At 71.9% G+C, this 23,543-nt stretch carries 16 protein-coding genes and 1 riboswitch; of the genes, 6 read left to right on the top strand and 10 right to left on the bottom strand.

What is annotated here, in order from left to right; translation table 11 throughout:
- Positions 1-73: 73 nt before the first annotated feature.
- Positions 74-1,225 carry an FAD-dependent monooxygenase gene (locus tag C2L59_RS09630; RefSeq protein ID WP_103349156.1) on the top strand — a complete coding sequence of 384 codons (1,152 nt, stop codon included), beginning with the start codon at positions 74-76 and terminating at the stop codon, positions 1,223-1,225.
- Here C2L59_RS09630 and metH read toward each other — a convergent pair.
- Positions 1,207-4,836: a methionine synthase gene (gene metH / locus C2L59_RS09625; RefSeq protein WP_103349155.1), complete on the bottom strand. Its 3,630-nt coding sequence runs from the start codon at positions 4,834-4,836 to the stop codon at positions 1,207-1,209. The genes C2L59_RS09630 and metH overlap by 19 nt on opposite strands.
- 14 nt (positions 4,837-4,850) lie before the next feature.
- A riboswitch (S-adenosyl-L-homocysteine riboswitch) is annotated at positions 4,851-4,929 on the bottom strand.
- Positions 4,930-5,232: 303 nt separating this feature from the next.
- On the opposite strand from metH, the gene C2L59_RS09620 reads away from it, so the two are divergent.
- Positions 5,233-6,087, top strand: coding sequence for a TIGR03619 family F420-dependent LLM class oxidoreductase (locus C2L59_RS09620; protein ID WP_103349154.1), 855 nt, complete (start codon positions 5,233-5,235; stop codon positions 6,085-6,087).
- 57 nt (positions 6,088-6,144) lie between these two features.
- Here C2L59_RS09620 and C2L59_RS09615 read toward each other — a convergent pair whose 3' ends face one another.
- The gene (locus C2L59_RS09615) at positions 6,145-7,530 is read right to left on the bottom strand and encodes a sugar porter family MFS transporter (RefSeq protein ID WP_199198986.1); all 1,386 of its coding nucleotides are present in this window, start codon (positions 7,528-7,530) and stop codon (positions 6,145-6,147) included.
- A gap of 273 nt (positions 7,531-7,803) precedes the next feature.
- Here C2L59_RS09615 and C2L59_RS09610 point away from each other — a divergent pair, with 273 nt between their 5' ends.
- Positions 7,804-10,578, top strand: coding sequence for a cellulose binding domain-containing protein (locus tag C2L59_RS09610; RefSeq protein ID WP_103349153.1), 2,775 nt, complete (start codon positions 7,804-7,806; stop codon positions 10,576-10,578).
- Positions 10,579-10,939: 361 nt separating this feature from the next.
- On the opposite strand, the gene C2L59_RS09605 is transcribed toward C2L59_RS09610, so the two are convergent.
- From C2L59_RS09605 to C2L59_RS09585, 5 genes are all read right to left on the bottom strand, one after another.
- Positions 10,940-11,941 carry an NAD(P)-dependent alcohol dehydrogenase gene (locus C2L59_RS09605; RefSeq protein ID WP_103349152.1) on the bottom strand — a complete coding sequence of 334 codons (1,002 nt, stop codon included), beginning with the start codon at positions 11,939-11,941 and terminating at the stop codon, positions 10,940-10,942.
- 27 nt (positions 11,942-11,968) lie between these two features.
- Positions 11,969-12,670, bottom strand: coding sequence for an HAD family hydrolase (locus C2L59_RS09600; protein WP_103349151.1), 702 nt, complete (start codon positions 12,668-12,670; stop codon positions 11,969-11,971).
- The gene (locus tag C2L59_RS09595) at positions 12,667-13,476 is read right to left on the bottom strand and encodes a carboxymuconolactone decarboxylase family protein (RefSeq protein WP_103349150.1); all 810 of its coding nucleotides are present in this window, start codon (positions 13,474-13,476) and stop codon (positions 12,667-12,669) included. Before C2L59_RS09595 ends, C2L59_RS09600 begins: the two co-directional genes overlap by 4 nt.
- Before the next feature lie 35 nt (positions 13,477-13,511).
- On the bottom strand, positions 13,512-14,315 hold the full coding sequence (locus tag C2L59_RS09590; RefSeq protein ID WP_103349149.1) for an AfsA-related hotdog domain-containing protein: 804 nt from the start codon (positions 14,313-14,315) through the stop codon (positions 13,512-13,514).
- Positions 14,316-14,419: 104 nt separating this feature from the next.
- Positions 14,420-15,892 (bottom strand): hypothetical protein, encoded by a 1,473-nt coding sequence (locus C2L59_RS09585; protein WP_233223364.1) that lies wholly within the window; start codon positions 15,890-15,892, stop codon positions 14,420-14,422.
- A gap of 505 nt (positions 15,893-16,397) precedes the next feature.
- Between C2L59_RS09585 and C2L59_RS09580 the strand changes: the two genes are divergently transcribed.
- Entirely contained in the window at positions 16,398-17,573 is a 1,176-nt protein-coding gene (locus C2L59_RS09580; RefSeq protein ID WP_103349147.1) for a cellulose-binding domain-containing protein, read from the top strand.
- A 9-nt stretch (positions 17,574-17,582) separates the two neighbouring features.
- Here C2L59_RS09580 and mgrA read toward each other — a convergent pair whose 3' ends face one another.
- A complete protein-coding gene (gene mgrA / locus C2L59_RS09575) occupies positions 17,583-18,578 on the bottom strand; it encodes an L-glyceraldehyde 3-phosphate reductase (protein ID WP_103349146.1) in 996 nt (331 codons plus the stop codon).
- A 35-nt stretch (positions 18,579-18,613) separates the two neighbouring features.
- Positions 18,614-19,807 (bottom strand): AGE family epimerase/isomerase, encoded by a 1,194-nt coding sequence (locus C2L59_RS09570; RefSeq protein WP_103349145.1) that lies wholly within the window; start codon positions 19,805-19,807, stop codon positions 18,614-18,616.
- A 167-nt stretch (positions 19,808-19,974) separates the two neighbouring features.
- Between C2L59_RS09570 and C2L59_RS09565 the strand changes: the two genes are divergently transcribed.
- The gene (locus C2L59_RS09565) at positions 19,975-21,102 is read left to right on the top strand and encodes a lytic polysaccharide monooxygenase (protein WP_103349144.1); all 1,128 of its coding nucleotides are present in this window, start codon (positions 19,975-19,977) and stop codon (positions 21,100-21,102) included.
- Positions 21,103-21,152: 50 nt separating this feature from the next.
- On the opposite strand, the gene C2L59_RS09560 is transcribed toward C2L59_RS09565, so the two are convergent.
- On the bottom strand, positions 21,153-22,103 hold the full coding sequence (locus tag C2L59_RS09560) for a LacI family DNA-binding transcriptional regulator (RefSeq protein ID WP_103349143.1): 951 nt from the start codon (positions 22,101-22,103) through the stop codon (positions 21,153-21,155).
- A 167-nt stretch (positions 22,104-22,270) separates the two neighbouring features.
- Here C2L59_RS09560 and C2L59_RS09555 point away from each other — a divergent pair, with 167 nt between their 5' ends.
- A complete protein-coding gene (locus tag C2L59_RS09555) occupies positions 22,271-23,542 on the top strand; it encodes an ABC transporter substrate-binding protein (RefSeq protein WP_103349142.1) in 1,272 nt (423 codons plus the stop codon).
- Position 23,543 lies beyond the last annotated feature (1 nt).

Genomic DNA, 23,543 nt, shown 5'->3' with positions numbered 1-23,543 from the left:
GCTGACGGCGGCTGACAACGGCCGTCAGCACTTCGCCAGGAGCCGGTAAGCGGCTCTGGCGAGGCTCGGCCGCATGAAGAACCACACCGTCCTCATCTCCGGCGCCGGCATCGCCGGCCCTGCCCTCGCCGGGCTGCTCACCCGCCATGGCTGCGCCGTCACCGTCGTCGAACGTGCTCCCGCGCTTCGGCCCGGTGGGCAGGCCGTCGACTTCAAGGGCGCCACCCACCGGAAAGTGCTCGGGCGCATGGGCGTACTCGACGACGTCCTGCGCCGGCAGACCGGGGGGCAGGACCAGACCATCGTCGACGCCGGCGGGCGGGCGCGGGCGGTGATCCCCGGCGAGTTCACCGGTGGCGACGTCGAAATCCGCCGCGGTGACCTGGCCGGAATCCTGTACGCGCACAGCGACTGCGAATACCTCTTCGGCGACACCATCACATCGCTCACCGAGACCGCGGACGGCGTCGACGTCACCTTCGCCCACGCGCAGCCGCGCCGCTTCGGCCTCGTCGTCGGGGCCGACGGCATCCACTCGAACGTCCGGCGGCTGGCGTTCGGCCCGGAACGCGAGCACGTCCGGTACCTCGGCTACCACTACGCCCTGGCCGAGCTCGGCGAAGGGCTCGGCGGCGGCGACGCGCAGATGTACAACGAGCCGGGGCGGATGGCCGCCGTCGGCGGGCCGAAGGCGTCGGCGTTCTTCGTCTTCGCCTCGCCCGATCTCGACTACGACCGCGCCGACACCGACGAGCAGCGGCAGCTGCTGATCGACGCCTACCAGGGCGCCGGCTGGCGGGTGCCGGAGCTGATGGCCCGGATCCCGCAGGCCCGCGAGTTCTCCCTGGACTCGCTCAGCCGGGTCACGATCGACCGCTACGCCCGCGGCCGCGTCGTGCTGCTCGGCGACGCGGCCTACGGCAACACCCTCGGCGGCTTCGGCACCGGCCTGGCCGTCGTGGGCGCGTACGTGCTCGCGGGGGAACTCCGCGCCGCGGACGGCGACCACCGGATCGCCTTCGCCCGCTACGAGGAGCTGATGCGGGACTACGCCAGGATCTCGCAGCGCGGCAGCGCGGGCCCGTTCCTCGCGCCGCCGTCACCGCTGCGGATCAAGCTGCGGGACTGGACGTTCAAGTCCCGCTTCCTGCTCGGCCTGATGCTCAAGGCGACCGACAGGTTCGCCACGGACATCGAGCTGCCGGACTACCCCTCGGGGTCGTAGGCCAGGTTCGGCCGCAGCCACTGCTCGACCTCGGCGACCTCGACGCCCTTGCGGCGCGCGTAGTCCTCGACCTGGTCGCGGCCGAGCCGGCCGACGGTGAAGTAGCGGGAGTCCGGGTGGGCGAAGATCAGCCCGGACACGCTCGCCGCCGGCGTCATCGCGAACGACTCGGTGAGGTCCATGCCCAGCTCGCCCGCCTCCAGCAGCTCGAACAGCTCGCGCTTCTGGCTGTGGTCGGGGCTGGCCGGGTAGCCCAGCGCCGGGCGGATGCCGCGGAACCGCTCCGCGTGCAGGTCCGCCAGCTCGGGCTCGGCGTCCGGCTCGAACCAGTCGCGGCGGGCCCGCAGGTGGATGTGCTCGGCGAACGCTTCGGCGAGCCGGTCGGCCAGCGCCTTGACCATGATCGCCCGGTAGTCGTCCTGCTCGGCCTCGTAGCGGGCAGCGAGGTCTTCGGCGCCGTGGATCGCCACCGCGAACCCGCCGAGGTGGTCGCCCTCGGGCGCGATGTAGTCGGCGAGGCAGCGGTTCGCGCGGTCCTCCGGCTTGGCGGTCTGCTGGCGCAGCATCGGGAACCGGACGTGCGCGAACTCGCCGTCGAGCAGGATGTCGTCGCCCTCGTTGTGCGCCGGCCAGAACGCGTACGCGCCCTTCGCGGTGAAGCTGCCCTCGGCGATGATCTGGTCGAGCAGGGTGTTGGCGTCGTCGAACAGCTCGCGGGCGACCGGCTGCTCGAGGATGGCCGGGTACTTGCCCTTGAGCTGCCAGGCGAGGAACAGGAACTGCCAGTCGATCATCTCGCGCAGTTCGGTGATGGCCGGTTCGACGACGCGGACGCCGGTGAACAGCGGCTCCGGGACGTCGGCGAACACCACGCGCTCGCGGTTGGCCCGGGCCTGCTCGAGGGTGAGCATCGGGCGGCGCTGCTTGCTCGCGTGCTGCTCGCGCAGCACCTCCTGGTCGGCCCGGTTCTTCTCGGCCAGCACGATCGAGCGGTCCGGGTCGAGCAGGTCGGACACGACGCCGACCACGCGGGACGCGTCGAGCACGTGCACGGTCGCGTTGTCGTAGGCCGGGGCGATCTTGACCGCGGTGTGCTGGCGGGACGTCGTCGCGCCGCCGATGAGCAGCGGCATCTTGAGCCCGCGCCGCTGCATTTCGGCGGCGACGGCCACCATCTCGTCCAGCGACGGCGTGATCAGCCCGGACAGCCCGACCGCGTCGGCGCCTTCGGTGACCGCGGTGTCGAGGATCTTGCCCGCCGGCACCATCACGCCGAGGTCGATGACCTCGTAGTTGTTGCAGCCGAGGACCACGCCGACGATGTTCTTGCCGATGTCGTGGACGTCGCCCTTGACGGTGGCGAGGACGATCTTGCCCTGGCCGCCGGCCGAGGCGAGCCGGCCCTCCTGGCGCGCCTTCTCCTTCTCCGCCTCCATGTACGGCTCGAGGTAGGCGACCGACCGCTTCATCACGCGGGCGCTCTTGACCACCTGCGGCAGGAACATCTTGCCCGAGCCGAACAGGTCGCCGACGACCTTCATGCCGTCCATCAGCGGGCCCTCGATGACATCGAGGGGCCGCGCCATCTGCTGCCGCGCTTCTTCGGTGTCGTCCTCGATGTAGTCGACGATGCCGTGCACGAGAGCGTGCGAGAGCCGCTCGCCGACCGTGCCTTCGCGCCACGAGAGGTCCACGACGCGCTTGGTGCCGCTGCCCTTGACGTTCTCGGCGAAGCTGACCAGCCGGTCGGTGGCGTCTTCGCGGCGGTCGAAGAGCACGTCCTCGACCAGTTCGAGGAGCTCCTCGGGGATGTCCTCGTAGACGGCGAGCTGGCCGGCGTTGACGATGCCCATGTCCAGCCCGGCCTTGACCGCGTGGAACAGGAACGCCGAGTGCATCGCCTCGCGCACCACGTCGTTGCCGCGGAAGGAGAACGACAGGTTCGAGATGCCGCCGCTGGTCCGGGCGCCGGGACAGCGCTCCTTGATCCGGGGCAGCGCCTCGATGAACGCCTTCGCGTAGCCGTTGTGCTCGGCGATGCCGGTGGCGACGGCGAGGACGTTCGGGTCGAAGATGATGTCCTCGCCCGCGAAACCGGCCTTCTGCGTGAGCAGGTCGTACGCGCGGCCGCAGATCTCCACCTTGCGGTCGGCGGTGTCGGCCTGGCCGCGCTCGTCGAAGGCCATCACGACGACGCCGGCGCCGTAGTTGCGGATGGTGCGGGCCTGGGCGAGGAACGGCTCCTCGCCCTCCTTGAGGCTGATCGAGTTGACCACGCCCTTGCCCTGCAGGCAGCGCAGGCCGGCTTCGAGCACGCTCCACTTGGAGCTGTCGACCATCACCGGGATCCGGGCCACCTCGGGCTCGGTGGCGATCAGGTTGAGGAACGTCGTCATCGCCTGCTCGGATTCGAGCAGGTCGGCGTCCATGTTGACGTCGAGCAGGTTGGCGCCGCCGCGGACCTGCTCCAGCGCCACGTCGACCGCGCCCTGGTGGTCGCCGGACTCGATGAGCCGCCGGAAGCGCTTGGACCCGGTGACGTTGGTGCGCTCGCCGATCATCACGAACCCGGTGTCGGCGCCGATGCCGAACGGCTCGAGCCCGCTGAAGCGCATGTGCGTGCGCGGCACGGGCACTTCGCGCGGCGTGACGCCCTTCGCGGCTTCGGCGATCTTCGCGATGTGCGCCGGGCTGGTGCCGCAGCAGCCGCCGACCAGGTTGACCAGGCCCTCCTGGGCGAACCCGCCGATCAGCCCGGCGGTCTGCTCGGGTGTCTCGTCGTAGCCGCCGAACGCGTTCGGCAGGCCGGCGTTGGGGTGGCAGGCGACGTAGGCGTCGGCGATCCGCGCGAGCTCCTCGACGTGCGGGCGCATCTCCTCGGCCCCCAGCGAGCAGTTCACGCCCACGACCAGCGGTTTCGCGTGCTCGATCGAGCTCCAGAACGCCTCGACGGTCTGCCCGGACAGCGTCCGGCCGCTCAGGTCGACGATCGTCACGGAGATCCACAGCGGCAGGTGCGGGGCGACCTCGCGGGCGGCGGCGATCGCGGCCTTGCAGTTCAGCGTGTCGAAGATCGTCTCGATCAGCAGCAGGTCGACGCCGCCTTCGGCGAGCCCGGCGATCTGTTCGGCGTACGCCGCCTTGACCTGCTCGAACGTGACGGCGCGGTACGCCGGGTCGTCGACCTTGGGCGACAGGCTGAGGGTGACGTTCAGCGGCCCGATCGACCCGGCGACGAACTTGCCCCCGGCCTCGTCGGCGGCCTGGCGGGCGATCTGCGCGCCGCGGACGTTCATCTCGTGGACGTGGTCCTGGAGGCCGTAGTCGGCCTGGCCGATGCTGGTGGCGGTGAAGGTGTTCGTCGTGGTGATGTCCGCGCCCGCGGCCAGGTACTGGCGGTGGACGTCGAGGATGACGTCCGGGCGGGTGAGGTTGAGCAGGTCGGGGTCGCCGGTGACGTCGTGGGTGTGCTCGCCGAAGCGGTCGCCGCGGTAGTCGGCCGGGGTCAGCCCGGCGCCCTGCAGCATGGTGCCCCAGGCACCGTCGAGCACGGCCACCCGCTTGGCGAGCAGCTCACGCAACCTTGCTTCGGACTGGTGCGGGGTGTTCACCGGCAGCCTCCCTCGGTCGGGAGGCGCCCTTGGTCGGTCAGTCCCGGCCGAGCGTGGCGGACCCGGTGGTCCGTCGCAGCGCCTCTCGGCCTGTGGTCCACGGTATCGGAACCGGGCCGGGGCACGCCATCCCGCCCCGCCGACGCGTCCACGGTATGGGACACCGTCCGTCCACAATGGATCACCCGAGCCACCCTGCCTCCGCGTAGCGATCGTTTCCGAATCCGTCCACCATGCCGCGGCACGCGGCGGCGCGCTGCTTCCAGCCTGCGCAGGTGCCACCACCCCCAGCATCGTTCGAGCGGCGCTCGACGTTACGCTCCGCGGTCGTCTCGAGCACCGATCGCCGCACCCGACCGGGTTGAAAACTGAAACACGTTCTAATAAGCTCCGCGGGTGGACTACGGAATCGTGCTGTTCACCAGCGACCGGGGCATCACCCCGGCTTCCGCGGCACGCGCCGCCGAAGCCGCGGGGTTCGCGACCTTCTACGTCCCCGAGCACACCCACATCCCGGTCAAGCGGGAGTCGCCGCACCCGCGGACCGGTGACGCGTCCCTGCCCGACGACCGCTACAGCCGGACGCTCGATCCGTGGGTCGCGCTGGCCACGGCGGCCGCGGTGACCTCGCGGATCCGGCTCTCGACCGCCGTGGCCCTGCCGGTCGAAAGCGATCCGATCACGCTCGCCAAGACGATCGCCAGCCTCGATCACCTCTCCGGCGGCCGCGTCACCCTCGGGACCGGGTTCGGCTGGAACGTCGACGAGCTGACCGACCACGGGGTGCCCGGGAACCGGCGCCGCACCGCGCTGCGCGAGTACCTCGAGGCGATGAATGCCCTGTGGACGGAGGAGGAAGCCTCCTACGCCGGGGAGTTCGTCTCCTTCGGGCCGAGCTGGGCGTGGCCGAAGCCGGTCCAGCCGCACATCCCGGTGCTGCTCGGCGCGGGTCCGACGGAAAAGACGTTCCGCTGGATCGCCCGGCACGCGGACGGCTGGATCACCACGCCCGCCGACACCGACCTGGACGGGCACGTGGCCCTGCTGGAGGAAATCTGGCGTGCCGAAGGCCGTGAAGGAGCTCCGCAAATCTGCGCCCTCGGCGAGCGGCCCGACCCGGAACGCCTGGCGCACCTGGATTCCCTCGGCGTGACCGAGACGATCTTCGGCCTCCCGGACCGTTCGCCGGCCGATGTCGAGGCGTGGATCGGGCGGCTGGCCGGGAAGCTGACCCTGGCCCCGGCGCACTGAAGAAGCCGGCGGGACACGGACGAACTCCGTGCCCCGCCGGCGATCGACCCCCCGGGGTCAGCTCTTGGCCGCGACGCCCTGGCGCTCGCGCAGGTCGAGCTCGATCTGCTCCAGGGAGCGGCCCTTCGTCTCCGGGACCAGCCACTTGGTGAGCACGAACAGGACCACGTTCACCCCGGCGAACAGGAACATCGAGCCGCCGACGCCGAGGGACTTCGGGTCGGAGATGATCGGGAACACCGCGCTCACGATGCCCGTCGCCGCCCAGAGGACCACGCTGCTGACGCCCATCCCGGTCGCCCGGTACTTCAGCGGGAACACCTCGGACATCATCACCCAGACCACCGCGCCCCAGCCGAGCTCGTAGCCCACCAGGTACAGCACCATCATGACCAGCATCAGGATGCCGCGCGTGCCGGTGTCGTGCACGTTCAGCACCACGAGCCCGGCCGCCACCAGCGTGAGCACCATGATGACGTTGCCGATGAGCAGCAGCGGCTTGCGGCCCCAGCGGTCCACCACGAACACGACCCACGCGGTGAACAGGAACTTCGTCACACCCAGCAGCACGCCCGACAGCAGCGCGGCCTGGGTGGCGAAGCCGAGGCCGATCAGCATCGTCGGGAAGTAGGCGTTGATCGCGTTGACCCCGCTGAACTGCTGGCCGATCGCGAGCAGCAGCGCCACGACGAGCATCGGCCGCACGAAGCCGGAGAACAGGTCGCGGATCCGCGGCTTCTCCTCGGTGTCGAGCCGGATGACCTCGTGGATGGTGGCGATCTCTTCGTCGAGGTTCACGGTGCTGCCGTGCGCGCTCGCCAGCACCCGCCGGGCCTCGGCCTCCTGGCCGTTCTTGACCAGCCACCGCGGCGTCTCCGGCAGGAACACCAGCCCGACGAGCAGGATCACCGCCGGCACGATCGCGCCGGCGAACATCCAGCGCCACGCCGAGATCGGCCCGAGCCAGTAGCTGACCAGGAACGCGATCAGGATGCCCAGCACGATGAAGATCTGGTTGAGCGCGCCCATCGCGCCGCGCCACTTCGCCGGCGCCAGTTCGGACAGGTAGGTGGGGACGGTCGAGGACGAAAGGCCGATCCCGAGCCCGATCACCAGGCGCGAAAGCACCAGCAGCACGAACGTCGGCGAGAAGCTGGCGGCGAGCGTGCCGACGATGACGATCACCGCGGCGACCATGATCGTGCGGCGGCGGCCGAGAGCTTCGTTGGTACGGCTGGAGAACAGCGCCCCGACGATCGCACCGACCGACAGGCTGGCGGTGATCACGCCCTTGTCCCAGCTCGTCAGCGCCCAGAGCTTCCCGATGAACGGGAGCACCCCGGAGATCACGCCGAGGTCGTAGCCGAAGAGGATGCCGCCGAGCGCGCCGAAGAAGTACAACGTGGTTCTGCCGATGTGCCGCGCCGGGGCTGCTTGCGTCATTGCCGGGTCGCCTCTTTCGTAGGTCCAGTCCAGCCAGCGGCCACCACATTCACACGCCGCAAAAACCCGGGCAAGACGGTCGTTGATAACGATTCAGAAAGCTGATCGCCGTTCATGTATGTGATTCCGGCAAAACCGGCACCGAGCTGCGGACCGGCCGACCTGAATTCCACTGTGGACAGTGCGGATCACCGAAATCGTCGAATGCTTTACAACGCTCGGAACGCTGGTTTACCTTCCCTCTGGAAGCGCTCCCAGAATGTGGAGGCAGAGGTGCACAACGTCGTGCCGAGAACTCATTCCCCGTCCAGGTCCCGATCAGCGAGACGGCTCTTCGTCTCCGCGCTCGCCGTGCTGCTGCCGGCCGCGCTCGCGGTCACCGTCGGTGCGCCGGCCTCCCCGGCCGCCCCGGCCGCGGCCGCCACGACGTGGCGCAACGCGGAGATCGCCGGCGGCGGCTTCGTCCCCGGGATCATCTTCAACCAGACCGAACCCGGGCTGGTCTACGCCCGCACCGACATCGGCGGCGCGTACCGGTGGAACACCGCCACCGGGCGCTGGCTGCCGCTGCTGGACTCGGTCGGCTGGACCGACTGGGGCCACAACGGCGTCGTCAGCCTGGCCACCGATCCGGTCGACCCGGACCGGGTCTACGTCGCGGCCGGGATGTACACCAACAGCTGGGACCCGAACAACGGCGCGATCCTGCGATCGGCCGACCGGGGCGCCACCTGGCAGGCGGCCGCGCTCCCGTTCAAGCTCGGCGGCAACATGCCCGGCCGGGGCATGGGCGAGCGGCTGGCGATCGACCCGAACCGCACCAGCGTCCTCTACCTCGGCGCCCCCAGCGGCAACGGGCTCTGGCGCAGCACGGATTCCGGCGTCACGTGGGCGAAGGTGACCGCCTTTCCCAACCCCGGCAACTACGTCGCCGACCCGAACGACACGACGGGCTACTCCAGCGACAACCAGGGCGTCACCTGGGTGACGTTCGACCCGTCGACCGGCACCCGTGGCACCACCACGCAGACGATCTACGCCGGGGTCGCGGACAAGCAGAACACCGTCTACCGCAGCACCGACGGCGGCACGACGTGGGCGCGGCTGGCCGGCCAGCCCACCGGGTTCCTGGCGCACAAGGGCGTCGTCGACAGCGCCGGCGGCTACCTCTACCTGGCGACCAGCGACACCGGCGGCCCATACGACGGCGCGAAGGGCGACGTCTGGAAGTACGCGATCAAGACCGGCACCTGGACCCGGATCAGCCCGATCCCCTCCGACAGCAGCGACGACTACTTCGGCTACAGCGGCCTGACGATCGACCGGCAGCACCCGAACACGCTGATGGTCGCCACGCAGGTGTCGTGGTGGCCGGACGTGATCTTCTTCCGCAGCACCGACGGCGGCGCCACCTGGACCCGCATCTGGGATTTCTCCGGCTACCCCGACCGGTCGCTGCGCTACACCCAGGACATCTCCTCGGTGCCGTGGCTGACCTTCGGCGTCCAGGCCGCTCCCCCGGTGCCCTCGCCGAAGCTGGGCTGGATGACCGAGTCGGTGGAGATCGACCCGTTCGACTCGAACCACCTGCTCTACGGCACGGGCGCGACCATCTACGGCACGTCCGACCTCACGAAGTGGGACAGCGGCGGGAAGATCACGATCAAACCGGTCGTCGGCGGCCTCGAGGAGACCTCGGTGCTCGACCTGATCAGCCCGCCCGCGGGCGCTCCCCTGCTGTCCGGCCTCGGCGACATCGGCGGGTTCCGGCACGACAGCCTCGACGCGGTCCCGGCCACCATGTACACGCAGCCGGTGTTCACCACGACCACCAGCCTCGACTACGCCGAGCTGAGCCCGGCGACGATCGTGCGCGTGGGCACGCTGGACCGGTCCGCGCGGCCGAACGACAACCGGATCGCCTTCTCCACCGACGGCGGGAAGAACTGGTTCCAGGGCGCGGAGCCGGGCGGCAACGCCAGCGGCGGCACGGTGGCCGCGGCCGCCGACGGCAGCCGGTTCGTCTGGAGCCCGGACGGCGCCAACGTCAGCTATTCGATCGGGTTCGGCTCGTCGTGGACGGCGTCCACCGGCATCCCGGCCGGCGCGGTGGTCGAGTCCGACCGCGTGGACCCCAAGCGGTTCTACGGGTTCGCGGCCGGCCGGTTCTACGTCAGCACCGACGGCGGCGCGACCTTCGCCGCGACCGCGGTCACCGGGCTGCCGTCTGGCTCCGCGCACTTCAAGGCGCTGCCGGGAACGGCCGGGGACATCTGGCTGGCCGGCGGTTCCGGCACGGCGTACGGCCTCTGGCACTCCACCGATTCCGGAGCCTCGTTCACGAAGCTGGCGAACGTCGCCGAGGCCGACAACGTCGGGTTCGGCAAGGCGGCCGCCGGCCGGACGTATCCGGCGTTATACACGATCGCCAAGATCGGCGGGGTGCGCGGGATCTTCCGGTCGGACGACGCCGGGAGCTCGTGGACGCGGATCAACGACGACCAGCACCAGTACGGGAACATCGGAGCGGCACTGACCGGCGACCCGCGGGTGTACGGCCGGGTCTACGTGGGCACGAACGGCCGGGGCGTGATCATCGGCGAGTCCGGCGGCAGCCAGCCGCCCCCGACGACGACCACACCGACCACCCCGACCACGCCCACGACACCCACCACGCCCACGACACCGACGACTCCCACGACGACGACCACCACGCCGGTGCCGTCGGGGTCCTGCACGGCGGCCTACACGGTCACCAACCAGTGGCAGGGCGGGTTCCAGGCGTCGGTGAAGGTGGGCAACACCGGCACCGCCGCGGTGACCGGGTGGACGGTGACGTGGACGTTCGCGAACGGCCAGCAGGTGACGCAGGCGTGGAACGCCCAGGTCAGCCAGAGCGGCGCGGCGGTGACGGCGCTGGACGCAGGCTGGAACCGGACCATTCCCGCCGGTGGGAGCGCCGAGTTCGGGTTCACCGGGAGTTCGGGGATGGTGAACTCCAAGCCGAACTCGATCTCGCTCGACGGGCGGGCCTGCACGACGTCGTGACCGGCCCGTCGCCGGCTCGCCGGGCGGGGTGAGGCGGGTCGGGACCCCGCCTCACCCCGCACGACCTGCGGTGGCACACACGCGGGGGGAGGGGGTTTCAACCCACCCCCAGGCGGTTGAAACCCCCTCCCCACGCCCCCAGTCCGGGTGCTCCGCCCGAGCAGCCGCAGCCTGCTCGGGCGATGTCCCGGTAACCACCACTCTCCCTGGTGACGCGGGTAGCCGCCATTCCTGCCCAAAGGGGACTTTTTTGGCGGACCACACCCCGCCTGAGCTGCGAAAACCCCATCCGGGGGTGCGGAAAATACCCAGCCGGGCGGGCAAAACTTACCCGGCGGACAGCGCGGACGGGCGCGGTCGCTCAGGCGCTCTCCAGCACGACCTTCCCGATGTGGGTCCCGGACTCCAGGTGCTTGACGGCGGCGTCGACCTCGTCGAAGCCGAACCGGCGGTCGACGACCGGCCGCAGGCCGGTCCGTTCGACGGCCCGGTTCATCGCCTGGAACGTCTCGCGGGAGGCGTTGGTGAGGCCGCGCAGCGTCAGCTGCTTGACCAGCACCAGGATCGGGTCGGCGCCGCCCTCGTGGGTCAGCACGCCGGCGACGCTGACGTGCCCGCCGTACCGGGCGGCGAGCATCGACTGGCCGATCGTGCCGCCGCCGCCCACGTCGACGACGTGGGCGACGCCGCCGCCGGTCAGCTCGGCCACGGCGGCGCCCCACTCCGGAGTGGTCCCGTGGTTGAGCGTCTCGGCGGCCCCGAGCTCGCGCAGCCGCGCCAGCTTCTCGTCCGAGCTCGACGTCGCGACGACGTGGGCGCCGCCGAGCGCGGCGAACTGCAGCGCGAACGTCGACAGGCCGCCGCTGCCCAGGGTGAGCACGGTCTGGCCGGGGGTCAGGCGGCCCTCCTCGACGACGGCCCGCCACGCCGTCACGCCGGCGCTGGGCAGCGTGGCGGCCTCGGCGTAGTCGAGGTGCGCGGGCACGGCGACCAGGGCGTCCTCGGCGAACACGGCGTACTCCGCGAGCACGCCGTCGAGCGTGCCGCCCAGGTCGTCCGCGGTCTTCTCCGGCGCGCCGGGACCGGACAGCCAGTCCGGGAAGTACGTCGCCGCGACCCGGTCGCCCGTGGCCCACGCCCGCACCCCGTCGCCGACCGCGACGACCTCGCCGGCGCCGTCGGACAGCGGGATCACGTCCGGCTTCACCGGCTTCGGGTAGAAGCCCTTGAGGATCATCAGGTCGCGGGCGTTGAGCGCCCACCCGCGCAACCGGACCAGGACCTGCCCCGGACCGGGTTCGGGCACGTCACGCTCGCCCAGGACGAGCCCGGCGCCGGGACGGGGCAGGGAAAAGTACTTCACAGCGGCTCCAAGGGGTGCGGGAACTCCTCAACGAGGCCAGTGTGTCGAAGTCGCGAGCTCCCCGTCGACGATCGCCAGGAGTTCCGGGGTCAGTTCGGCGAGCGACGCGGCGAAGTGCCGCACCCCGAGGCCGGCCATGAAGTCCCGTTGCCGCGCGTGGGCCGGGCTCGACGGGAAGCCCACGAACCCGGCGCCGTGCGCACGGGCGTCCTCGGCCACCCGGCTGACGTCGTCGACGAACACGATCTCGTCGAAGCCGACGCCGAACACGGTCCGGGCGATGTGGTCGACACCCGGCCGGTGCTCGTTGATGCTCACGTACGGCACCTCGGGGTCGAGCAGGTCCACGTAGTCGCCGAGGTGGTGGTCGAACGTGTGCTCGCGGGTCCGGCCGCCGTAGCAGACCAGGCGCACCGGGAGCTTCGCCAACGCCGCCAGGCAGTCCCGCGCGCCTTCGGCGACGCGGATGGGGTGCTCGGCCAGGTACTCCTGCCGCGCCGCCCACAGCTGCTTCAGCGTCTCCTCGGCCGGCTGGTCCAGGCCGCAGAGCTCGGTGACCTTCCCGGCGACGACGATGTCGCGCAGCCCGATCACGTCCCGCTCGGCCGCGGCGTCGTAGACCCCGCCGTGCCCGGTGACGAACCGCGCGATCATGGCCAGGTAGGTGTCGTCGATGAGCACGCCGTCGCAGTCGAGCGCGACCACGCGCAGCTTTTCGAACCGGGTCACCGCTGCGCGAACACTTCCCGTGCGGCCGCGATGGCGTTGAGCGCGGCCGGGAACCCGCAGTAGAACGCCAGGTGCAGCACGGTTTCCACGACCTCCTGCTCGGTGCCGCCGACGTTGAGCAGGCCGTGGATGTGCACCTTCAGCTGCGGCAGCGCGGTGCCCAGGGCGACGCACGCGGCGATCGTGACGATCTCGCGGTGGCGCAGGCTCAGGTGCGGCCGGGTGTAGACCTCGCCGAAGGTGAACTCGATGATGTACGTGGCCAGGTCCGGGGCGATGTCCGCCAGGGCCGCGGCGACCTTCTCCCCCGCTTCGCCGTCGACAGCCTTCATCGCGGCCAGGCCGCGCTGGTAGCGGTCTTCGATGCCGGCCCACGGCACGTCTTCCGGCGTCTCCGCCGGCTCGTCCTCCGGCAGGCCGTCGAACGCGGCCTTCAGCGCGGTGAGCGCGTTCAGGGTGGCCGGGAACCCGGCGAACGAGCTGACCTGGATGACCGCCTCGACCAGCTGGCGGCGGGTGCAGCCGACGTTGAGCGCGGCCTTGGCGTGGAACTGCAGCTGCGAGCCCGCGTAGCCGAGCGCGGTGAGCGCGGCGACCGTCGCCAGCTGCCGCTCCGGCAGCGGCAGCCCGGGCCGGTGGTAGACGTCGCCGTAGATGAACCCGACGCACTGCTCGCCGAACTCGGCCTCGCCGATGCTCGCGAACAGGTCCAGCACGGCGGGCCGTTCCACGCCGCCGAGCTGCTGGATGAGTTTGAGCCCCTGGGCGAAGGACGCGGAGCGGTCCTGCTCCTGAACGTCGGACATCGTGCGGTGGTTTCCCTTCCGTGTGGCGAGCCGGCTCAGCCGAGGTAGGCCCGGGTGGCCTGGTCGGACTTGCGCCGTTCGAGGGTGTCGATGCGTCCCTGCGCGATCATCGAATACTCGATGGCCGCGGTGGCCACGGTGCGCCCCTGCTGGCGCACCGCGGTGGTGGCGCGGAACTTCAGGTTGGTGTCCCGGCCGAGGTCGGACCCGACGATCAGCGACTCGACCGTGGCCGGCAGCGGGAACAGGAAGTCCTGGAAGGACAGGTCGATCCGCTGCCACACCCCGGCGTACGCGGCCGGGGCCAGGCCGGGGCGGACGGCGGTCTCGAACTGCGCGATGCAGATCTGCCGCATCGCCTCGATGATCACGATGCCCTGCACGTGCTCGCCGGTGTGGTGGTCGAGGACGAGTTCGTTGTCGCGGTGGATCCGCAGCTCGGCCCGGCAGCGCTCGGGCACCGGGCTGTGCACGCCGGCGAGCAGGACGTTCTCCGGCCGGTCCTTGTGGACGACCGCCGGCTGCTCGAGGGCCCGCCGGAACGCCTGCGGGTCGGCGAGGCACACGGTGCCCTCGGTCTTGTCGCAGGCGGCCTCGAGCAGGTCGCCGTCGGTGGCGTCGATGCCCTGGCCCAGGTGGACGACCCAGTGGCAGCCCGACACCTGTGGCACCCCGGAATCGAGCAGGCCGAGCAGGCTCGACAGGGTCAGCACGCGGTCCCCGCGGGCGAACCGCGCGAACCGGTCGGCGACCACCACCACGTCCCGCCGGGTGTGGCCGTCGAGCGCCGGGATCTCCCGGCGCGGGGTCTGCGGGCACGAGACATCGTCGGGTGCCACGTGGGCAGCCTCCGTCCGGGTCGGGTCAGGCAGGTCTTTGCGGGGCTTCCGGGTGGCTTCGCCGCTGGAGCCCCCGGCTCGGGGCGGGGCCCCGGATGTCACAGTCACGGGCGCGCCGAAGCGTGGGCGTCCAGGAGGGCCTCGGCGAGGGAGCGGGCGGTCGTGGCCGAGCGCCAGCGCGGGGCGGTCAGCTCGGTGGCCATGAGCTTCAGCATGGCGCGCACCATGTCCGGCTGTTTGCCCACCCCCGCGTCGAGCAGCGGTCCGACCTGCGCGGCGGCGGCGTCGAGATCGTCGAGCCGCAGGTGGGCGCGGCCGGTGTCGATCCGGATCATCGGGTCCATGGCTTCCCAGCGGTTCTCCATGGACAGCTTCTCGAAGGACTCGCGGGCGGTCGTGAACTCGCGCAGCGCGGCGGACGCCTGCCCGACCGCGAGCAGCGAGTTGCCGGCCATGTAGTGCCGCCGGTCCTTGGTGATGTTGAAGAACCGGTCGTCACCGCCGGCCGCGAGGTCCGGGTTCTCGATGGAGGTCCAGCGCGCGATCGCGTCCAGCACCTGCGGCTCGGCCTGCACCGACGACCAGCCGCGGGCCTCGGCGAGGATCAGCGGCGCGTCCGTGAGCCGGCCGCCGACCTGGTAGTTGAGCCCGTCGGCGGCGAGCTTCGCGGACTCGATGCCGTTGCCCGACCAGAACGCCACCCGCGCCTGGGACGTGCGCACCCAGCGCCGGGCGAGGAAGTCGTCGGCGTACTGGGTGTAGAGCCAGGCCGCGGAGTTGAGTTCGCGCGAAAGGCGGTACCGGCCGAGGTCGCCGGCGATCCACGCCATCATCGCGCTCGACTTCGCGCCGATGAGCAGGAGGTCCTGGGTCTGCTTCGGCCGCTGGCGGCCCTTCAGCAGGGCTGCGGTCCGCTCTTCGATGACGGCGAGCTGGCCGAGGATCGAGTCGGGCGCGGTCCGCGTGTAGGCGCCGCCGAGGAAGTCGAGGTCCGACCACAGGTCGTCGAGCTGGACGTCGTCGACGTTGGTCCGGGTGAGCAGGATCGCGTCATCGAGGGCACCTGCCCCGATCTCTTCGTCCGGCCGGGCGTCGTCCGGCCGGACCTCGGCGCGGGTGAGGGCGCGCACGGGCGGCGGCGCCTCGGGCCCGGGCGCCGCGACGGCCGCCGGCTCCTCCGCGGCGTGGTACTCGGCGAGGTCCTTGGCCGGCAGCTGCTCGAGGTCACGCAGCCCCAGCAGGCACTTCCAGCCGGTGCCGTAGACCTGCGCCAGCACGCGCAGCGCGGCGACGGTGGGCCGGACGCCGCGGTCGGGCCACTGCTCGTACTCCCAGATCCGCGTGCCGCGCATCCCCGCGCGGGGATCGCCGGTGACGGCGTTGTACTGGTGCGCGGCGACGTCGAGCGAGAGCTCGGACGCCAGCCGCCACGCGGTGCGCGGCGGGATCCGGCACTCGACGATCAGGTTGTGCGCCACCCGGGCCGGAATCGCCGCTTCGGGGAAGCCCAAGGCGGCCAGCCGCTCGCGCAGTTGTGCACGGTACGGCTTACTCCCTGGTTTGGCCTGTCGACTCATCGTTCATCCAACGATTTCCGGAGTACGGGTGCACCCGACGACAGTACCGCAGCGTGACGGCGGGAGCCCAGGACGTCACGGCGCCGGGACGGTGCAGTTCCCGAGAGGTTGAGTGCGCAACAAGAATGAACGCTGAGAGCGCTCCCAGCGCAGGGGGCCGCGAACCCTCCTCGGTGATCTTGGGCGGGATTCCCGGAAACCACCCCAACGGCGGTGTCGGCGATCGCCGGGCGGTGGCGCAGCGCAACCACGGACATGGCCTACGCCACAACGGATTCGGCCGTTCAGGAGTGTTCAGTGGACACTGCGCGCGGCGCGGCTGCGGAAAACGGACCACCGGATCGGGCCGCGTCCGGGTCGCGCTTTACAAGAGCGACACGTGGGGGTTACCTTTCCGGCGGCTGGAAGCGCTCCCATGCCAGGTCGCCTCGCCAGAACGCGGCCACCACCCAGGGGCGTCGTGGTGCAGGCCACGGCGCCCCTGTCCGCGTCCTGGGAGGACCCGATGAACAGGTTCGCCGGCGCCCTCGCCGCGCTCTGCCTCGCCGCGGCGGGCACCACCGCGGTCGTCGTGGCCGGGCCGGCCGCCGCCGCGCCCGCGTGCTCGGTCGCCTACCGCGTCAACCAGTGGCAGACCGGGTACACCGCCGACATCGCGGTGACCAACGGCGCCACCGCGCTCTCGTCGTGGACCCTCACCTGGCACTACGCCGGCAACCAGTCCGTGACGTCGGCGTGGAACGCCACCGTCCGCCAGTCCGGCACCGCGGTCACCGCCGAAAGCCTGCCGTACAACGGCTCGGTGCCCGCCGGCGGCTCGATCTCCTTCGGCCTCCAGGGCACCTACAGCGGGACGAACGCCACGCCCACGGACTTCGCGCTGAACGGCGTCCCGTGCGGCGACCCCGCTCCCCCGACGTCGACCACGCCGACGACGCCGACCACCGCCACCACCCCGACCAGCCCGACCACGACGACGTCCGGGCCGCCGCCCGCCGGCTGCGCGGGCGCGACGATCTGCGACGACTTCGAGCAGCAGACCGGCAGCACGCCGGGTGGCCGCTGGACCGTCGGCGCGGCCAACTGCACCGGCACCGGCACGGTCGCCGTCGACGGGACGGTCGCGCACTCGGGCAGCCGCTCGGTCAAGGTGACCGGCCAGGGCGGCTACTGCAACCACGCGTTCCTCGGCACCAGCCTGTCCGGGCTCGGCTCGGGCCCGCTCTTCGGCCGGTTCTGGGTGCGCCACACCACCGCGCTGCCCACCGGGCACGTGGCGTTCATGGCCCTGCGCGACACCGCCGACGGCGGCCGCGACCTGCGCGCCGGCGGCCAGAACCGCGCCCTGCAGTGGAACCGCGAATCCGACGACGCCACGCTGCCCGCGCAGAGCCCGGCCGGGGTCGCCCAGAGCGTCCCGCTGGCCACCGGCACCTGGTCCTGCTTCGAGTTCGAGGTCGACGGCGCCGCCGGCCAGCTGCGGACGTGGCTCAACTCGGCCGAGGTGCCCGGGCTGGTCGTCGACGGCGTCCCGACCCCGGACATCGACCAGCAGTGGCTCGCCCGGGCCTGGCACCCGGCGCTCACCGACCTGCGCCTCGGCTGGGAGAGCTACGCCGGCGACGCCGACACGCTGTGGTACGACGACGTCGCCGTCGGCTCGTCGCGGATCGGCTGCTGAGGGGCCGGGCTACCCGCGGGCGATCCGGTCGATCTCGGCCAGCTCCTCGTCGGTGAACTCCAGGTTCGCGGTGGCCGCGACGGTGTTCTCGAGCTGCGCGACACTGCTGGCCCCGATCAGCGCGGAGGTGACGCGGCCGCGGCGCAGGACCCAGGCGATGGCCAGCTGCGCCAGCGTCTGCCCGCGCCGCTTCGCCACGTCGTTCAGCGCGCGGATCGTGGCGAGGGTGTCCTCGGTGAGGCGGTCGCGGGTCAGGAACGGGCTGGCGCCGGCCGCCCGCGAGCCGGCCGGGACGCCGTCGAGGTAGCGGTCGGTCAGCAGGCCCTGGCTCAGCGGCGAGTACGCGATCGAGCCGACGCCGTGCTCGTCGAGGGTGTCGAGGAGGCCGTCCTCGACCCACCGGTTGAGGATCGAGTAGGACGGCTGGTGGATCAGCAGCGGCGTGCCGAGGTCCTTCAGGGCGGCGAGCGCCGTCGTCGTCTGCTCCGGCGAGTAGTTCGAGATGCCCGCGTACAGCGCCTTGCCCGAGCGGACGGCGGTGTCGAGCGCGCCCATCGTCTCTTCGATCGGCGTCCCGGGGTCCGGGCGGTGGGAGTAGAAGACGTCGAAGTGGTCCAGCCCGGTCCGGGCCAGGCTCTGGTCCAGGCTGGCCAGCAGGTTCTTGCGCGAACCCCACTCACCGTACGGGCCGTCCCACATCAGGTAGCCGGCCTTGGACGACACCAGGATCTCGTCGCGGTACGGGCGGAAGTCGGCGGCGTAGTGCCGCCCGAAGTTCGCCTCGGCCGCGCCGGGCGGCGGGCCGTAGTTGTTGGCCAGGTCGAAGTGCGTCACCCCGAGGTCGAACGCGCGGCGCAGCACCGCCCGCTGGACGTCGAGGGGCTTGTCGTCCCCGAAGTTGTGCCACAGGCCGAGCGACACGGCGGGCAGCTTCAGCCCGCTGCGCCCGGCCCGCCGGTACGGCATGCCCGCATACCGGTCTTCGGCCGCGACGAAAGGCGACATGGTTCTCCTTGTCGGAAGGGGACGGCTTCGGCAGCTTAACGGCGCGGGGCGAGCGCGCCGGCGAACGACGCGGCGGGCGCCAGCGCGGGCAGCAGCGTCGCCTGGTAGGCGTGGTAGACGTCCGGCTTGCCCGCCCACACCGTCGCGGCGGGCCGGTTCTCCGGGTCCAGTTCGTGGTGCCACGACCCGCGTTCGCCGTCGACGAAGCAGGTTTCCGCGTGCTCGCACCACTCCCGGAACCGGGCCAGGTACGCCGGGTCGCCGGTTTCCTGGTGCAGCGTCCACGCGGCGGCGATCGCCTCGGCCACCACCCAGTGCAGCCGGGTGCGCACCACCGGCGTCCCGGCGAAGTCCGTGGTGTAGACGAAGCCCGGCCGGCCGTCGGCGGCCCAGCCGTACCGGACGGCGGTTCCGAACAGGGCGGCGGCGTCGGGCACCAGCCACGCCGGGGCGTCGTCGCCGAGCGCGCGTCCGAGGTGGACGGCCAGCCGCGCCCATTCGAAGAGGTGCCCGATGGTGGCCCCGAACGGGCGGAACTTGTCGGCGGGTTCGGCGCGGTTGTACTCCGGGCGCCCGTGCCAGGCCGCGTCGTAGTGCTCCGGCAGCAGCCAGCCGTGCGCGCGGGCCTCGCCGTGCACCAGCTGCTCCACAATGGACAGTGCGCGGGTCCGCCACACCGCGTCGCCGGTGACGTCGGCCGCGGCCAGGAACGCCTCGACGGTGTGCATGTTGGCGTTCGCGCCGCGGTAGTCCTCCAGGCGCGTCCAGCCGCGGTCCCAGACGTCGGCCACCCGGCCGGGGCCGGGCTCCCAGAACCGGCGTTCGACGACTTCGAGGGCCTCGGCCAGCAGCGGTTCCCCGCCCGCGGCGCCGGCGGCGGCCGCGCTCGCGGCGGCCAGCACGACGAAGGCGTGCTCATAGGCCCGCTTCTCGGTCAGCTCGGTCGAGGCGTACCAGCCGCCGTGCCCGGGGTCGCGCAGCAGGCCGGTCAGCGCCGCGACGCCGTGCGCGACCAGCTCGCCGGTGTCCGCCCCCTGCAGCGAGGCGAGCGCGAAGACGTGCATCATCCGGCAGGTGATCCAGGTCTCGACGGGCCGGTCGAGCACCGGCCGCCCGGCGTCGTCGAGCCAGGCGAACCCGCCGCCGGGGTGCACCGCGGCGCGGGCGAACCCGAGCAGCCGGGCGGGTTCGGCGCGCACCCAGGCGGGAACCGATGACGGACTGTCCACTCGCTGCCTTTCGCCACGGCCGGCCCGGTGCGCCCGCCCTGCGCCAAGGTAGGCCAAGGCGGCCGCCAAGGTCACCGCGGGCTGTTCCGGAAGTGACCGCCGCCGCGTATCCTGACCTTGAGAGCGCTCCCAGTCTTCGACGCACGCAACCCAATGAAGGGACTGACGTGACCAGGAGACGAAGTACCATCCTCGCCGCCGTCACCGTGCTGCTGGCGAGCCTGACCGCCATCCTGCTGAACACCGGCACGGCCGAGGCGCACGGCGCCATGATGAAACCGGGCAGCCGGACCTTCCTGTGCTGGCAGGACGGGCTCAGTTCGACCGGCGAGATCAAGCCGGTCAACCCGGCCTGCGCGGCCGCGGTGGCCGTCAGCAGCGCCAACTCGCTGTACAACTGGTTCGGCGTGCTGCGGTCCGACGGCGCCGGGCGCACGCGCGGGTTCATCCCCGACGGGAAGCTGTGCTCGGGTGGGAACCCGAACTACGCGGGCTTCGACGGCGTCGGCGCGTGGCCGCTGACCCACCTCACCGCCGGCGCCCAGTTCGACTTCTCCTACAACGCGTGGGCTGCCCACCCGGGCTGGTTCTACACGTACGTGACCAAGGACGGCTGGAACCCGAACCAGCCGCTGACCTGGGACTCGCTGGAGGACCAGCCGTTCCTGACGATTGACCACCCGCCGGTGACCGGCCAGGTGGGCACGGTGGACGGCCAGTACAAGTGGAGCGGCGCCCTGCCGTCGAACAAGTCCGGCCGGCACATCGTCTACTCGGTGTGGAAGCGCTCGGACAGCGCCGAAACGTTCTACGGCTGCTCGGACGTCGTGTTCGACGGCGGGCACGGCGAGGTCACCGGCGTGAAGGACCAGGGCGGCGGCCCGAGCACCACCCCGACCACGCCGACCGGCCCGACCACCACCCCGACCACGCCCACGACGCCGACCACGCCCACCACACCGACCACTCCGACCACGCCGACGTCCCCGACGGGCTCGTGCATGGCGATGTACGAGATCACCAACACCTGGAGCGGCGGCTACCAGGCCACGGTGACGGTGATGAACCACGGCACGTCGGCGTACTCGCGCTGGCAGGTGGGCTGGACGCTGCCCTCGGGCCAGACGGTCAACTCGGTGTGGAACGGCACGCTGAACCAGTCCGGCTCGGCGGTGACGGTCCGCAACGCTGACTGGAACGGCGGGATCGCCGCCGACGGCCAGACCACCTTCGGGCTGGTGGTCACCACGACGGGCGGCAACGCCGCGCCGTCGCCGACCTGCCAAGGCAGCTGATCATCCGAAGCGGACACCCGGGAAGGCCGCCCTGCACCGCAGGGCGGCCTTCACGGGTTCGCGGGCCCGGTGCTGCCGCGGGTGATCAGCCGCGGCCGGGACGCGCACACGTCGCCGGCCCGTTCCCCGGCCAGCACGTCGTGCAGGACGGCGGCGGCGAGCGCGCCGAGTTCGGCGAGCGGGCGCCGGATCGCGGTCAGCGCGGGGCGGACCAGCCGGCAGAGCGGGGTGTCGTCCCACGAGACGACCGAAAGGTCGCGGGGCACCGCCAGGCCGAGTTCGCGCGCGGCGGCGAGCGCGGCGAGCGCGAGGTCGTCGGTGTCGCACAGCAGCGCGGTCGGGCGGGGACGCGCGGCGAGGACCCGGCGGATCGCGTCGGCCGAGGGTTCCGGGTGCACGGTGCCCGGGTACGGGAGGCCGGTCGCCGCCGTGGTGAAGGCGCGCTTGCGCGCCTCGGGGTCGGCGAAGGCCGCCGCGCCCGCGATGCGGACGACGCGCCGGTGCCCCAGCGCGGCCAGGTACTCCAGCGCCTCGAGCGCGCCGGCGACGTCGTCCACCAGCACCGACGGGACGCCCGGCACGCCGCCCGGGCCACCGAGCACCACGGCGGGCAGCCCGATCCGGACCAGCTCGGCCGCGCACCCCGGCTCGGTGAGCAGGACGCCGTCGACCTTCCGTTCGGCCCGCCAGCGGCGGTGGATCGCCAGCGCGGCGTCGCGGCCGGTGGCGACCTGCAGCAGCAGCTCGCCCTCGAACCCGTCGAGCAGGGCCGGCACGAACGCCTCCAGGGACCGGTCGAGCACCAGGCCGGTGGCCCCGGCGCGGCCGCCGGACAACGCCCGGGCGGTGCTGCTGGGCGCCCAGCCGAGCTCCCGGGCGATCTCGGTGATCCGCTGCCGGGTAGCCTCGGAGACGCCCGGGCGGCCGTTGAGGGCGTAGGAGACCGCGCCCTTGGAGACGCCGGCCTCCCGCGCGATGTCGGTGATCGTCGGACGCTTCATCGCACCCCTTCGTTGCACCACGAGAGCCGCGGCCCGCGGTCCGTGTCCGCCCGGACACCCGCCGTCGCGAACCTTGACACCCGCCACCTCGGGAAACAAGACTCCCTCCGGGAGCGCTCCCAACCAACGAGGGCCGGGAGCGGGTCGCGAACGGGGAGTACGCGCGCATGAGGCAGATCCGAAGACAGCTGGCCGTCGCCACCGCCGCCGTCCTGCTCGTCCTGACCGGCGGGTGCGGGCCCGGCACGCCGGAGCGCATCACGCTCACCATCGCGACGTTCGGGGAGTTCGGCTACGACGACCTCATCCCCGGCTACGAGTTCACCCACCCCGGGCTCACCATCCGCCGGGTCCGCACCGAGCAGGGCGGGCCGTACCACCAGGACCTGCTGGACAAGCTGCAGAAGGGCGGGGAGCTCGCCGACGTCCAGGCCGTCGAGGAGGGCCACCTTTCCGACGTGCTCGCGCAGTCGGCGAAATTCGCCGACCTGGCCAAGGTCGGACCGCCCGACGTCAAACCCGGCCGGTGGCTGGAGTGGAAGTACGAGGCGGGCCGCAGCAAGGACGGCAAGCTCGTCGGCTACGGCACGGACATCGGCCCGCTGGCCATGTGCTACCGCAAGGACCTGCTGGAGGCGGCCGGGCTGCCGACCGACCCGGGTTCGGTGAAGACGATGTTCGCGACCTGGGACAGCTTCTTCAAAGCCGGCGAGAAGTACGTCAAGCGTTCGCACGGCAAGGCCTGGTTCGACTCCGCGGCGCAGGTCTTCAACGCCAAGGTCAACCAGCTCCCGGTCGGCTACCTCGACCGCGAGGACCGGTCGACGCTGGAGACGAACACCGCGCTGCGGGACGCCTGGAACCAGGTCACCGCCGCGGTGCAGCAGGGGCAGTCGGCCGGCCTCACCGCCTTCGCCGACGACGGCAACAACGGCCTGCGGACCGGTGCCTTCGCGACGAAGGTCTGCCCGTCGTGGATGCTCGGCGTCATCGAGCAGCAGGCCGGCATCGGCAACGCGGGCAAGTGGGCGCTCACCGACGCCTTCCCGGACGGCGGCGGCAACTGGGGCGGGTCCTTCCTCACCGTGCCGGCCTCGAGCCCGCACCAGAAGGAGGCCGCCACGCTCGCCGCCTGGCTGACCGCGCCGGAGCAGCAGCTGCACGCGTTCCGGGTGAGCGGCAACTTCCCCAGCCAGGTCGACGCCTTCACCTCCCCGGACCTGCTCAGCGAAATGAACGGCTACTTCGGCGGGACGCTGAGCGGCCAGGTCTTCGTCGCGCAGGCCCGCAAGGTCGGGAAGCCGCAGTACAAGGGGCCGGGCGACGGAAAGATCCAGGAGACGGTGATCGCGCCGGCGCTCAAGTCGGTCGAGCAGGGCGCCGATCCGGCCGCGGTCTGGCAGCAGGTGCTGATCGGGGTGCACCGGCTCGTACCCTGAC

It is taken from the genome of Amycolatopsis sp. CA-128772 (assembly GCF_002904295.1).
GTDB lineage: Bacteria > Actinomycetota > Actinomycetes > Mycobacteriales > Pseudonocardiaceae > Amycolatopsis.
This window is presented reverse-complemented; position numbering and strand designations above follow the sequence as displayed.

Coding starts and splice junctions, on each gene's coding strand:
- C2L59_RS09580 (WP_103349147.1), top strand. CDS start 16,398: ATGAACAGGTTCGCCGGCGCCCTCGCCGCGCTCTGCCTCGCCGCGGCG.
- C2L59_RS09595 (WP_103349150.1), bottom strand. CDS start 13,476: ATGTCCGACGTTCAGGAGCAGGACCGCTCCGCGTCCTTCGCCCAGGGG.
- C2L59_RS09585 (WP_233223364.1), bottom strand. CDS start 15,892: ATGAGTCGACAGGCCAAACCAGGGAGTAAGCCGTACCGTGCACAACTG.
- C2L59_RS09555 (WP_103349142.1), top strand. CDS start 22,271: ATGAGGCAGATCCGAAGACAGCTGGCCGTCGCCACCGCCGCCGTCCTG.
- C2L59_RS09560 (WP_103349143.1), bottom strand. CDS start 22,103: ATGAAGCGTCCGACGATCACCGACATCGCGCGGGAGGCCGGCGTCTCC.
- C2L59_RS09630 (WP_103349156.1), top strand. CDS start 74: ATGAAGAACCACACCGTCCTCATCTCCGGCGCCGGCATCGCCGGCCCT.
- C2L59_RS09615 (WP_199198986.1), bottom strand. CDS start 7,530: ATGACGCAAGCAGCCCCGGCGCGGCACATCGGCAGAACCACGTTGTAC.
- mgrA (WP_103349146.1), bottom strand. CDS start 18,578: ATGTCGCCTTTCGTCGCGGCCGAAGACCGGTATGCGGGCATGCCGTAC.